Raw genomic sequence first — 10856 nt, 5'->3', positions numbered from 1 at the left:
CGTTCAGGCGCCCGGCCAGCCGCGCAGCACCTGGTCCACCACCTGCTGCAACTGCTGGCGGGTGGCGCCGGCGGCGGCCTGCACCGCCATGCCGTTGGACATGGTCATCACGTAGCGCGCCATCTGCACCGCGCAGAAGTCGGCCGGCAGGTCGCCCTCTTCCTTGGCGCGTTCGAAGCGGCGGCACAGGCGCGCCTCGGCGGCGGCGCGGCGCTCGATCAGGGAATTGCGGATCGGCAGCGCGTCGTCGCTGCAGGCCAGCGCGCCGTTGATGACCAGGCAGCCGTGCGGATTCTCGTCCTCGGTCTGGGCGTCGGCGTTACCGCGCAGGAAGTGCTCGACCACGGCGCGCGCGGTCTTTTGCTCCAGCGCGGCGTCGAACAAGGGGTCGTGGGTGGCGCCGTAGCGCTCCAGCGCCCGCCGGAACAGGTTTTCCTTGTTGCCGAACACCGCATACAGGCTGGGACGATTCATGCCCATGGCCTCGGTCAACTCGGGCAGCGAACTGCCTTCATAGCCCTTTTCCCAGAACACCTTCATCGCCTTGTCCAGCGCCTGATCGGCGTCAAAAGTACGCGGCCGGCCGATTTTTCGCTCTTTCATACCAATCGGTTAAAAACTCATTGACAAAATATCTCCCGGAGCACATTATGAACCGACCAGTAAAAAACTCAAGCTTTTTCAGGATACCCATGCAAAATCAGACCAATACCGTGGCGGCCGAGGCGCCGCCCGCTCCCGCTCCCGGCCCGCACCACTCGCCATGGCCGGCCGTGCTGTCGATCGCCATTGGCGCGTTCGCGCTGGTGACGACTGAATTCCTGCCGGTCGGCCTGCTGCCGGCGGTCGCCGCCGAGCTGGGCGTGACCGAGGGCGTGGCCGGCATGATGGTCACCATCCCCGGCCTGGTGGCGGCGCTGGCGGCCATCCTGGTCACCGTCGGCATCGGCAAGACCGACCGCCGCTACGTGCTGTGGGGCCTGACCGGCACCATGCTGCTGTCCAACCTGCTTGTGGCGCTGGCGCAGTCGTTCCCGCTGGTGTTGCTGGGCCGCGCGCTGCTGGGCGTGGGCGTGGGCGGCTTCTGGGCGCTGGGGCCGGCGTTGAGCACCCGGCTGGTACCGCCCGGCGCCGAGCCGCGCGCGCTGTCGATGATCTTTGCCGGCGTGTCGCTCGGCACCGTGGCCGGCGTGCCGGCCGGCGCGCTGGTCGGTGAATTGTTCGGCTGGCGCGTGGCCTTCTACGCCGGCGCCGTGGTGGCGCTGCTGGTGGTGCTGACGCAAATGCGGCTGCTGCCCGCGCTGCCGGCCAAGGGCGCGGTCACTTTCCGCCAGTTGCCGGAGATGTTGCGGGTGCCGAAGGCGCGGCTGGGCATCTTCATCACGATGCTGGTGTTCATCGGCCAGTTCGCTGCCTACACCTACATCACGCCATTCCTGGCGCAGAAGGCGCACCTGGACGCCAAGACCATCAGCGTGCTGCTGCTGGTGTACGGCGCGGCCGGCCTGGTGGGCAACGTCATCGGCGGCAAGATCCTGGCGCGCAGCGTGCGGGCCGGCCTGATCACCACCGGCGTGGTGATGGGCGTGTCGACGGCGCTGCTGCCGCTGCTGGGCACCGGCCTGGTCGGCGCGACGCTGCTGGTGGTGGTGTGGGGCATCGCCTTCGGCATGATGCCGATGTCGGTGCAGACCTGGATCTTCCAGGCCGCGCCGCATGCGATGGAGAGCGGCGGCGCGGTGTTCGTGACCACCGCGCAGATCGCGCTGTCCAGCGGCGCGCTGGTGGGCGGCCTGGCGGTCGACCATCTGGGCGTGTCGAGCGCGATGGTGGTGGGCGGCGTGCTGGCGCTGACCATGGCGGCGGTCACGCTACTGTGGGCACGTGACGGCGACCAGCCGGCCACCAAGCTACACGCGGTGCATTAAACGTTAAGCCGCACGCGCCGGTAAGCGCCGAGGAAGACCTGCGCTTCCTTCTTCGACATCACCTTGATGTCGTCGCCATGCCAGACGTACAGATACTGCGGGCCGCCCAGGCGGTCCGTCAGTTTGGCCTCCACCAGGAAGCAGGTGCCAAGCGGGTAGACGCTGGTGTCGCGCAGGCGGCTGGAGCATTGCACGTTCATGTCGGTGGCATAGGCCTGGCCCGGCATCGGGTGGATCTCCACCTGCCCGTTCCACGCCTCCGAATGCACCGCCACCTGGCGGTACGCCGTCATATCCCGCGCCATCGTCCACTCCCCGCAAAAGCCGTCATGGTAGCAGAGACTGGACGAAGGCCAGGAAGGCCTGGGTCTTGGCCGGCGGATGGTGGCGCGACGGGTACAGCGCGTACAGCGGGAAGCGCTCGTCCGGCCACGCCGTCAGCACCGGCACCAGCGCGCCGGAACGCAGCAGCGGCTGCACCGCCAGATCGATCACCTGCGCCAGGCCATAGCCGGACAACAGCACGCTTTCCATCGTGCCCGGATCGTTGAGCGTCACCTGCCCGCGCGGGTGGACGGTGGTGACCTTGCCGCCGCGGTGGAATTCCCAGTCGAACGGCCGTCCGGTGGCCGGATTGCGGAAGTGGATGCAGACGTGGTCCGGGCTTTCCAGATCGATCGGCTTCTTCGGCGTGCCGTGCTTGCGCAGGTAGGCCGGCGTGGCGACGGTGAGCACGCGCGTGTCCATCAGCTTGCGGGCGATCAGGGACGAGGTTTGCGGGTAGCCGAGGCGGATGGCGAGGTCGTAGCCATCGCCGACCATATCGCCGAGGTGGTCGCGCGCGGCCAGGTCCAGCGCCAGCTCCGGGTGCTGCTTGAGGAAGGCGCCCAGTTTCGGGCCGAGCAGCAGGCGCGCGCAGATCGGATCGATATTCACCCGCAGCCGTCCGCGTACCACGACGGCGCCCTCGCCCGCCGACGCCACCGCGTCTTCCAGGCCGGCCAGCAGCGGGCCGATCTCCGCATAGAAGCGGCGGCCTTCGTCGGTCAGCGCGATCTTGCGCGTGGTGCGGTCGAACAGCCGGATGTTAAGCCGCGCCTCCAGCCGGGCGATGGCGCGGCTGACGCCCGATTGCGACATCGCCAGCGCCTCGCCGGCGCGCACGAAACTGCCGCTGTCCACAATCGCGGCCAGGATGCGCAGGCCGTTCACCACCCGTTCGTCGAAAGCCATATATGCTCTTTGGTCATCAATGATATGCCATCCATGCTATCGAAGTATTCCCCGGTTTGCAGCAAAATTCTCCCATCAACTTCACAAGGAGAACAACATGTATGCGATTACCGGAATTACGGGACAAGTCGGCTCGGTGCTGGGTCAGCAACTGCTGGACGACGGCCTGCCCGTGCGCGCCGTGGTGCGCGACGCGGCCAAGGGCGAGGTCTGGGCCGCGCGCGGCGCCGAGGTGGCGCTGGCGGATGTCAACGATGTCGCCGCGCTGACCCGTGCCTTCAGCGGCGCCGAGGCGGTGTTCGTGCTGCTGCCGCCGACCTTCGATCCATCGGCAGGTTTTCCAGAGGCGCGCCGTACCATCGCCGCCCTGCGCGAGGCGCTGGCGGCCGCACGCCCTGCCCGCGTGGTCGCGTTGTCGACCATCGGCGCACAGGCGACGGAACCGAATCTGCTGAACCAGCTCGGTATCATGGAGCGCGAGTTCAGCACGCTCGGCCTGCCGGTGACTTTCCTGCGCGCCGCGTGGTTTATCGAGAACAGCCTGTGGGATGTGCCATCCGCGCGCACTGAAGGCAGCATCGCCAGCTATCTGCAGCCGCTGGAGCGTCCGGTGCCGATGGTGGCGTGCGCCGACATCTCTTCGGTGGCGGCCGAGCTGTTGCGGGAAACGTGGAGCGGCGTGCGCGTGGTGGAACTGGAAGGTCCGGCGCGCGTCAGCCCGGCCGACATCGCCGCCAGCTTCGCGCGGCAACTGGGCAAATATGTCAACGCCCGCGTGGTGCCGCGCGACGAATGGGCCGCCTTGTTCACCACCCAGGGCATGCGAAATCCGCTGCCGCGCATGCAGATGCTGGATGGCTTCAACGAGGGCTGGATCGCCTTTGAAGGCACGCCGCGCAAGGGCGTGGCGCCGCTGGACGTGGCCATCGCCGGCCTGCTGAAGCGCTAGCGGCTGGTGGTGCCAGCGGTGCCGGTGATGCCGGTGACGCCGGGAATATCCGTGGTCGGGCGCGGGAACTGGCCCTTGAGGTCATCCACGCCCGACTGCGGGTGGGCCAGTGGTTGCAGATCGAGGCGCGCGGCGCGGGTCTTGACGGTGTCGACCTCCATCTTGCGGTCGCGCTGCTCGACCAGGCCGGGCGCGGCCTCGCCGTCGCGGTTGAACGACCAAGCCAGCATGGCGGGACCGAGCGGGAGGTTGTTGCGCTCGGTGTCCCAGACGTGCCAGGTCTTGCCATAGCTGTTCATCTTGGTTTTCATCAGCGCGTGCTCCGCCACGTCGGGAATGCCGGGCGCCATCAACTGGCCGCTGGCTCTTCAGTCCGCTTGAAGGATGTCTTCGAGCCACTACACTGAAATGACGACCTACACGTGGGACGAGGCCAAGCGGAAGATCAATTTGCGCGACCATGGCCTCGACTTCAAAGATGCGGCAACGGTGATTGAGAACAACAGTTCACTGACGATTGAAGACACGCGCTATCACTATAACGAGCGTCGATTCTTGACGCCCGGATTTTATGACAGCCTGGAAGTTGCGATAGTTTATGCGGAGAGACACTATGGATTACGAATCATCTCATTCCGAAAGGCGACCCGACGAGAACGGCTCGCATTATTTCGGGCCAACCAGTGAATGGATCAATGTCATGCCTATCGCAGATGAAGATGTCTTATTCGACGGGGACTGTCCTCCGCTTGAGTCAGGTATCTACGCCAATCCTGTGCGTCGCTTCAACGGTCGCGTCATTCCGCCACGCGAATCGCCAACAGATCCTATTGACCCCGAACTACTGGCGTTCATGAAATCACTGACGCCGTACATTCAGATGGAGGACGACATTCAGGCCGGCATGCCGGTATTCCGCGGCACCGCCATCCCCATCAAACGGATGTTCGATTGTCTTCTGGCTGGCCAGCAGTTCGATGACTTCCTGCGCGCGTATCCGTCGGTGCCGCGCGGGACTGCCGTTGCCGTGTTGAATAGCGAGGCAACGCTATTTTATGAAGATATCAGCGCAGCGTTGGCGGCTCGATAGGCTCCTCGGTCAATGCGAAGCCATGGCCAGCGTTGGAGATACGACGCGGCCTTGGCTTCGAACAGATCCGGGTATGGCGTGAGCGGATTGGCGGTGAGCACGCCGTCATACAGCATGTCCAGGCTGTTCGGGGCGTGGACAGCGTCAGGACGAATGCCGACGCAGGTTGCGGGCATGAGGAAACGGTCTATCCCTTCCCGGGCGCTGCCCAGCGCGGGATATGGACGGCCAAAGTAAGCCTCGTACCACGTGTGCACGCGCGCCTGGTTCGATACTTCAACAGCAACCCCGAGGTCCGCCAGTATGCTATCGACGTGGGCCTGCCGCTCACGTTCCGCCGCTTCACTCAGATCGCTCGCATCGAAATAAAAGAGATCGTAGTCCTTGATATCCGCATCGGGCGCGCGGCCGCTCTGAAGGTTCCACACCGTCTGGAATAGACAGCCCGCGACCAGCCAGCCATCCGGCAGCGCCAGGGATGTCCAGCGCTCCAGGATCGCGCGATTGTTCCGGTTGGTCACCACATCGGCACGAAAGCGATCCGGGCTGCGTTTATCAAGTTCTCCCAATCTGATTTCTCCATGCAGTCAAATCCACGCACATTTGATCCACGCTAAGGTTGAGTCAAGCCGGCGGTGGACGATGCCGGAAGATATCCTGAATCCGCTGGCTTTTCAGTCCGCGTGAAGGATATCTTCGAGCCGCTACACTGAAATGACTATTTATACGTGGGACGAGGCCAAGCGCAAAAGCAACCTGCGCAAACATGGCATTACCTACACGGAGAGACACCATGGAATACGAATTATCTCATCTAGAAAAGCGAGCCGAAAAGAGTCAGGAAAATATCTTCGAGGATCAAAATAGCTGGCTGAATGTCATGCCAAACCACGACGATGAAATCATTATTGATGAGGATGGACCGGAGTATGACCCGAGATATTTCGGCGAGCCGGTGCACTACTTTAACGGCCGGGTTATTCCGCCTCGCAGCTCACCCTTGGAACCGTTTGATCCGGAGGTACTGGCGTTTATGAAGTCCATTACGCCACTGGTACAAATGGAGCCGGGCATCCTGGGCGGAATGCCCGTTTTCAAAGATACGTTGGTGCCGATCAAGTACATGTTCGACTATCTGCTGGCGGGGCGGCCGATGTCCGCCTTCCTGGCCAACTATCCCGCCGTGTCGCGCGACGTCGCCACCGCTGTGCTAGAGAACGACGCCACGATTTTTTACGAGGAGATCAGCAAGGCAATAGACTCCGCGGCGATGCCTTCTTCGCGGCCGAGGTAGCCCAGCTTTTCATTGGTCTTGGCCTTGACATTGACCTGGCTGATGTCCACGCCCAGGTCCTCGGCGATGTTGGCGCGCATCGCCGGGATGTGCGGCGCCATCTTCGGGCGCTGGGCGATGATGGTGCAGTCGATGTTGCCGATGCGGTAGCCGGTGGCCACCACGCGCCTGGCGGCTTCCCGCAGCAGCTTGCGCGAGTCGGCGCCCTTGAAGTCGGGATCGGTGTCCGGGAAGTGCTTGCCGATATCGCCCAGCGCGGCGGCGCCCAGGATCGAGTCGGTGATGGCGTGCAGCAGCACGTCGGCGTCCGAGTGGCCCAGCAGGCCGACGTGGTGCGGGATGTCGACGCCGCCGATGATCAGCTTGCGGCCTTCCACCAGCGCGTGGCAGTCGTAGCCCTGGCCGATACGAAATGGGAGTGTGGTCATGATTGGTCTTCCTTGTGAGCCAGGTACATCTCGGCGATGCGGATGTCCGCCGGCAGGGTTACTTTGAGATTGCGTGGATGGCCTGCGATCAGGCGCGGCGCGTAGCCGAGCATTTCGACGGCGCTGGCGTCGTCGGTGATGGCGGTGGCGTCGGGCGCGCTGCCGAGGGCGCGCAGCAGCAGCGCGTAGCTGAACATCTGCGGCGTCTGCGCCGCCCACAGGCCGCTGCGCGGCACCGTGGCGGCGCTGACGCTGGCGCCTTCCGTGGCCGCGGCGGCGCGCTTGATGGTGTCCACCACCGGCAGCGCCAGCAGGCCGCCGGCCGGGTCGTCGCCAACGCCATCGATCAGGCGCGCGATCAGCTCCGGCGTCAGGCCGGGACGGGCGGCGTCGTGCACCATCACCAGGTCGTGGTCGGCCAGCTGGCCGGCCAGCGCGCGCAGGCCGTTCAGCACCGAGTCCATGCGGGTGGCGCCGCCGACGCGCAGCACGGTCACGCCGTCCAGCGAGGGCGGCAGCACCGAGTCGATCACGCCGTCGTCCGGGCTGACGACGACGTAGGTGTGCGCCACCAGCGGCGAGGCACGGAAGGCGTCCACGGCGTGGCGCAGCATCGGTTTGCCGGCGACCGTCAGGTATTGTTTGGGGCCGTTGGCCGCCATGCGCGCGCCGACGCCGGCGGCGGGCAGCAGCGCGACGTGGCGCGGGGGTTGATTGGTTACTGTCATCACTTTCTTTTTCTACTGAGTTCGCGGGAACCGCTTGACCCGCACTGCGGCGAACAGGGGTCGGACCCCGCAGGGGTCCGACCCCGACCTTGTGGGTTGACTGCGAGGCTCAATCTACTGCCGCGGATTTCTGCGGCGGTTGACGATCGCGGCAATCTCGCCATTGCAGGCCTGGGCCAGCCGGGCGTATTCCTGCGGCGAGTCGATTTTGGCCTGCTCGATCTTGCCCTTGTCGAATTCCGCCTGGATGAACGGGAACCACGTGCCGTTGATCTCGTGCTCCAGCGCCGACATCGCGGTGCCGGACGGCGCGTACATCGGTTGCCCGGCGAAACGCTTGTCCAACGCCGCTTTCACCACCTTTTCCACCCGCGCCAGGTTGTCCATGTAGGCCTGCAGGTGGCGCTGCTCGTGCGCCAGAATTTCCTTGTAGGCGCAGCTGCCCGGCACGAACTCGTTGCCGACGTAGATCAGCACCGGCGAATAATTCAACTGGATAGTCACGCGCGGCGCCACGCATTCGTAGCCGCTGGCCGGGTCCTGCAGGATCGGCCCGCCCAGCGTGGCGCGGTACACGCCCTGCGTCACGGTCAGCCCCAATGTCTGCATGCGGTTGCTCATGCTGCCGGTGCGCGCGGTCAGCGCGCGGTACGGCAACTGGTTGTTGATGGTGTAGCCATTCTGCTTCGACGACAGCACCGACACCGTCTTACTGATCGTGTCCTCGCAGCGGATCTGGAACGGCGTGCGCTGTTGCGCCGCCTGCGCACCGCAAGCGGCAAGCAGCAGCAGGCACGCCATCCAGCATTTCATAGCGTCCAGTCGCCCGCGCGCAGCTTGTCCAGCCAGAAGATGCCGATCACGGTCTTGACGTCGGTGATCTTGCCTTCGCGTACCCACTGCAGCAACTCGTCGATGGTGGCGGTGAAGGTTTCGAGGAATTCGCCTTCGTCGAGCCTGGCCGGGCCGGGCTTGAGGCCGCGCGCCAGGTACAGGTCCAGGTGCTCGTCCGAGTAGGCGATGGCGTTGTGAATCTTGGTGACGAACTGCCATTCGCCGCCGGTGTAGCCGGTTTCCTCCTCCAGCTCGCGCCGGGCGGCCAGCAGCGGATCTTCGCCCGGATCGATTTTACCGGCAGGGAATTCGATGAAGACGTCGTGCAGCGGGTAGCGGAACTGGCGTTCCATCAGCACGGTGCCGTCGTCCAGCAGCGGCAAAATCACCACCGCACCGGGGTGCAGGATGTATTCGCGCTTGGTGCGCTTGCCGTTGGGGAGTTCTATGATGTCACGCTGCACCTTCAGGAAGTGGCCGTCGTAGGCCAGTTCACCGTCGATGCGCGTTTCTTTGAGGTTGTCCATCCCTGCTCCACTATCGTATGAGAACGATAGTGTATCAGCCGTGAGGCTTGCGCAGGTAGCGGACGATGAATCCCGGAAAACCGAGAACGACAAACAGGCAGGCGGAGATCGCGTAGAACTCCCAGGTCTGCGGGAAACGGGTGCCGATGTTGGCTTCGAGGGCGAAACCCAGCGCCCCAACGACCAGGTAGAGCGCCGTCATTTCCAGCAGCCGGATGGCCAGCGGCTTGCGCTGCCATTTGGCGCCGATGACGGCGAACAGGCGGTCGTTGAAGAATGGCAGGTTGGCGGCCGCCAAAGCGACCGCGATCACCAGCCAGGCCGCGATGGAGGTATCCATCAGGTGGCCAGCGTCACTTTGATGGCGGCCAGGCAGGCTTTCAGCAGGCCTTCCGGCATCAGGCCCAACGCCACGATGGCCAGACCGTTGATGCTCAGCACCAGCTTCATGTCGGCCGGTGCGGCAATCGGCGCGGTGTCCACCGGCTCGTCAAACCACATGGTCTTGATGACGCGCAGGTAGTAGAACGCGCCGATCAGCGAGAACATCACCGCGAAGATGGTCAGCCACAGCTGGCCGGTGGCCAGCACCGAGTTCAGCACGGCGAACTTGGCGGCGAAGCCCATCATTGGCGGCACGCCGGCCAGCGAGAACAGTAGGATGGTCATGACCAGCGCGAACCAGCCATTGCGCTTGCTCAGGCCCTTGAAGTCGGCGATGTTGTCGGCGTCGAAACCGGCGCGCGAGGCCAGCATCAGCGTGCCGAAGGTGCCGACCGTGGTCAGCACGTAGGTGATGACGTAGTACATGCCGGCGCTGTAGGCGGCGTCGCGGCCGCTCACATCGGTGGTGCCGGCCACGCCCGACAGCAGGCCCAGCAGCACGAAGCCGATCTGTGCGATGGTCGAGTACGCCAGCATACGCTTGATGTTGGTCTGGGCGATGGCGGTCAGGTTGCCGATCACCAGCGACAGCACGGCCAGCACCATCAGCATCTGCTGCCAGTCAAAGGCCATCGGCATCAGGCCTTCCACCAGCAGGCGGATGCAGATGGCGAAGGTGGCGATCTTCGGCGCGCCGCCCAGCAGCAGCGTGACAGCGGTAGGCGCACCGTCGTAGACGTCCGGCACCCACATGTGGAATGGCACGGCGCCCAGTTTGAACGCCAGGCCGGCCACCAGGAATACCAGGCCGAACACCAGGATGGTCTTGTTGATGGTGCCGCTGGCCGCCGCCGCCGAGATCTGGGCGATGTCCAGCGTGCCGGTGGCGCCGTACAGCATCGACATGCCGTACAGCAGGAAGCCCGACGCCAGCGCGCCCAGCACGAAGTACTTCATTGCCGCTTCGGTCGCGCGCACATTGTCGCGGCGCATGGCCACCAGCGCGTACAGCGACAGCGACATCAGTTCCACGCCCAGGTAGATCGACAGCAGGCTGGAGCCCGAGATCATCACCATCTGGCCCAGCATGGCAAACAGCGCCAGCACGTAGAACTCGCCGCCCAGGTTACCGCTCAGCATGTCGCGGTCGCCCGCGTACTGGCGCGAATACACCAGCGTCATGCCCACGGTCAGGTAGGTGAACAGCTTGAGCAGGTTGGCCATCGGGTCGGACACGAACATCCCGTGGAAGGTATAGGCCGTGGTGCCGGCGGCGTAGTCGTGGTAGCTGATACCGGCCAGCACCACCAGCATCAGCAGCGACAGCACGTAGGTGAACGAACGCTGCGCCTTGGACAGGAACATGTCGATCAGCAGGATGGCCGAAGCGCCGATCACCAGCGCGATCTCGGCGTAGGCCGGGACCAGGTTCACGGCCTCTTGTGGAATAGGTGTAGTCAT

At 64.6% G+C, this 10856-nt stretch carries 16 protein-coding genes; 5 read left to right on the top strand and 11 right to left on the bottom strand.

Going from position 1 to position 10856, the window contains the following annotated elements; all coding sequences use genetic code 11:
* Window positions 1-3: 3 nt before the first annotated feature.
* Window positions 4-603: a TetR/AcrR family transcriptional regulator gene (locus FHW58_RS01840; protein ID WP_179671384.1), complete on the bottom strand. Its 600-nt coding sequence runs from the start codon at window positions 601-603 to the stop codon at window positions 4-6.
* Window positions 604-692: 89 nt separating this feature from the next.
* Here FHW58_RS01840 and FHW58_RS01835 point away from each other — a divergent pair, with 89 nt between their 5' ends.
* The gene (locus tag FHW58_RS01835; protein WP_179671383.1) at window positions 693-1928 is read left to right on the top strand and encodes an MFS transporter; all 1236 of its coding nucleotides are present in this window, start codon (window positions 693-695) and stop codon (window positions 1926-1928) included.
* Here FHW58_RS01835 and FHW58_RS01830 read toward each other — a convergent pair.
* Both FHW58_RS01830 and FHW58_RS01825 read right to left on the bottom strand, forming a co-directional pair.
* Entirely contained in the window at window positions 1925-2221 is a 297-nt protein-coding gene (locus FHW58_RS01830; protein ID WP_229265015.1) for a hypothetical protein, read from the bottom strand. The two genes, FHW58_RS01835 and FHW58_RS01830, sit on opposite strands and share 4 nt — an antisense overlap.
* 34 nt (window positions 2222-2255) lie before the next feature.
* On the bottom strand, window positions 2256-3161 hold the full coding sequence (locus tag FHW58_RS01825; protein WP_179671381.1) for a LysR family transcriptional regulator: 906 nt from the start codon (window positions 3159-3161) through the stop codon (window positions 2256-2258).
* A 97-nt stretch (window positions 3162-3258) separates the two neighbouring features.
* Here FHW58_RS01825 and FHW58_RS01820 point away from each other — a divergent pair, with 97 nt between their 5' ends.
* Window positions 3259-4110, top strand: coding sequence for an NAD(P)H-binding protein (locus FHW58_RS01820; RefSeq protein ID WP_179671380.1), 852 nt, complete (start codon window positions 3259-3261; stop codon window positions 4108-4110).
* Here FHW58_RS01820 and FHW58_RS01815 read toward each other — a convergent pair.
* Window positions 4107-4460 (bottom strand): DUF1264 domain-containing protein, encoded by a 354-nt coding sequence (locus tag FHW58_RS01815; protein WP_179671379.1) that lies wholly within the window; start codon window positions 4458-4460, stop codon window positions 4107-4109. The two genes, FHW58_RS01820 and FHW58_RS01815, sit on opposite strands and share 4 nt — an antisense overlap.
* Before the next feature lie 34 nt (window positions 4461-4494).
* Between FHW58_RS01815 and FHW58_RS27870 the strand changes: the two genes are divergently transcribed.
* Together FHW58_RS27870 and FHW58_RS27310 are read left to right on the top strand one after the other, a co-directional pair.
* Entirely contained in the window at window positions 4495-4797 is a 303-nt protein-coding gene (locus FHW58_RS27870; RefSeq protein WP_179671378.1) for a BrnT family toxin, read from the top strand.
* A complete protein-coding gene (locus FHW58_RS27310; RefSeq protein WP_229265013.1) occupies window positions 4724-5200 on the top strand; it encodes a DUF433 domain-containing protein in 477 nt (158 codons plus the stop codon). Before FHW58_RS27870 ends, FHW58_RS27310 begins: the two co-directional genes overlap by 74 nt.
* Here the strand turns inward: FHW58_RS27310 and FHW58_RS01800 are convergent.
* Window positions 5164-5769, bottom strand: a complete 606-nt coding sequence (locus FHW58_RS01800) for a nucleotidyltransferase family protein (RefSeq protein WP_179671377.1) — start codon at window positions 5767-5769, stop codon at window positions 5164-5166. The two genes, FHW58_RS27310 and FHW58_RS01800, sit on opposite strands and share 37 nt — an antisense overlap.
* A gap of 224 nt (window positions 5770-5993) precedes the next feature.
* Between FHW58_RS01800 and FHW58_RS27305 the strand changes: the two genes are divergently transcribed.
* Window positions 5994-6494 (top strand): DUF433 domain-containing protein, encoded by a 501-nt coding sequence (locus FHW58_RS27305; protein ID WP_218892614.1) that lies wholly within the window; start codon window positions 5994-5996, stop codon window positions 6492-6494.
* Here FHW58_RS27305 and ispF read toward each other — a convergent pair.
* From ispF to nuoN, 6 genes are all read right to left on the bottom strand, one after another.
* Window positions 6434-6922: a 2-C-methyl-D-erythritol 2,4-cyclodiphosphate synthase gene (gene ispF, locus FHW58_RS01790; protein WP_179671376.1), complete on the bottom strand. Its 489-nt coding sequence runs from the start codon at window positions 6920-6922 to the stop codon at window positions 6434-6436. The two genes, FHW58_RS27305 and ispF, sit on opposite strands and share 61 nt — an antisense overlap.
* Window positions 6919-7650, bottom strand: coding sequence for a 2-C-methyl-D-erythritol 4-phosphate cytidylyltransferase (gene ispD / locus FHW58_RS01785; protein WP_179671375.1), 732 nt, complete (start codon window positions 7648-7650; stop codon window positions 6919-6921). The genes ispF and ispD overlap by 4 nt, the downstream gene beginning before the upstream one ends.
* Window positions 7651-7764: 114 nt before the next feature.
* The gene (locus FHW58_RS01780) at window positions 7765-8451 is read right to left on the bottom strand and encodes a hypothetical protein (protein ID WP_229265012.1); all 687 of its coding nucleotides are present in this window, start codon (window positions 8449-8451) and stop codon (window positions 7765-7767) included.
* A gap of 8 nt (window positions 8452-8459) precedes the next feature.
* Window positions 8460-9011: an NUDIX domain-containing protein gene (locus tag FHW58_RS01775; RefSeq protein ID WP_179671373.1), complete on the bottom strand. Its 552-nt coding sequence runs from the start codon at window positions 9009-9011 to the stop codon at window positions 8460-8462.
* A gap of 34 nt (window positions 9012-9045) precedes the next feature.
* The gene (locus tag FHW58_RS01770; protein WP_179671372.1) at window positions 9046-9351 is read right to left on the bottom strand and encodes a DUF2818 family protein; all 306 of its coding nucleotides are present in this window, start codon (window positions 9349-9351) and stop codon (window positions 9046-9048) included.
* Entirely contained in the window at window positions 9351-10856 is a 1506-nt protein-coding gene (gene nuoN / locus FHW58_RS01765; RefSeq protein ID WP_179671371.1) for an NADH-quinone oxidoreductase subunit NuoN, read from the bottom strand. Before nuoN ends, FHW58_RS01770 begins: the two co-directional genes overlap by 1 nt.

The organism is Duganella sp. 1224 (assembly GCF_013408245.1).
Lineage (GTDB): Bacteria > Pseudomonadota > Gammaproteobacteria > Burkholderiales > Burkholderiaceae_D > Rugamonas.
This window is presented reverse-complemented; position numbering and strand designations above follow the sequence as displayed.

Coding starts and splice junctions, on each gene's coding strand:
- FHW58_RS01825 (WP_179671381.1), bottom strand. CDS start 3,161: ATGGCTTTCGACGAACGGGTGGTGAACGGCCTGCGCATCCTGGCCGCG.
- FHW58_RS01770 (WP_179671372.1), bottom strand. CDS start 9,351: ATGGATACCTCCATCGCGGCCTGGCTGGTGATCGCGGTCGCTTTGGCG.
- ispF (WP_179671376.1), bottom strand. CDS start 6,922: ATGACCACACTCCCATTTCGTATCGGCCAGGGCTACGACTGCCACGCG.
- nuoN (WP_179671371.1), bottom strand. CDS start 10,856: ATGACTACACCTATTCCACAAGAGGCCGTGAACCTGGTCCCGGCCTAC.
- FHW58_RS01815 (WP_179671379.1), bottom strand. CDS start 4,460: ATGGCGCCCGGCATTCCCGACGTGGCGGAGCACGCGCTGATGAAAACC.
- FHW58_RS01775 (WP_179671373.1), bottom strand. CDS start 9,011: ATGGACAACCTCAAAGAAACGCGCATCGACGGTGAACTGGCCTACGAC.
- FHW58_RS01820 (WP_179671380.1), top strand. CDS start 3,259: ATGTATGCGATTACCGGAATTACGGGACAAGTCGGCTCGGTGCTGGGT.
- FHW58_RS27870 (WP_179671378.1), top strand. CDS start 4,495: ATGTCTTCGAGCCACTACACTGAAATGACGACCTACACGTGGGACGAG.
- ispD (WP_179671375.1), bottom strand. CDS start 7,650: ATGACAGTAACCAATCAACCCCCGCGCCACGTCGCGCTGCTGCCCGCC.
- FHW58_RS27310 (WP_229265013.1), top strand. CDS start 4,724: ATGGATTACGAATCATCTCATTCCGAAAGGCGACCCGACGAGAACGGC.
- FHW58_RS01840 (WP_179671384.1), bottom strand. CDS start 603: ATGAAAGAGCGAAAAATCGGCCGGCCGCGTACTTTTGACGCCGATCAG.
- FHW58_RS01835 (WP_179671383.1), top strand. CDS start 693: ATGCAAAATCAGACCAATACCGTGGCGGCCGAGGCGCCGCCCGCTCCC.
- FHW58_RS01830 (WP_229265015.1), bottom strand. CDS start 2,221: ATGACGGCGTACCGCCAGGTGGCGGTGCATTCGGAGGCGTGGAACGGG.
- FHW58_RS27305 (WP_218892614.1), top strand. CDS start 5,994: ATGGAATACGAATTATCTCATCTAGAAAAGCGAGCCGAAAAGAGTCAG.
- FHW58_RS01780 (WP_229265012.1), bottom strand. CDS start 8,451: ATGGCGTGCCTGCTGCTGCTTGCCGCTTGCGGTGCGCAGGCGGCGCAA.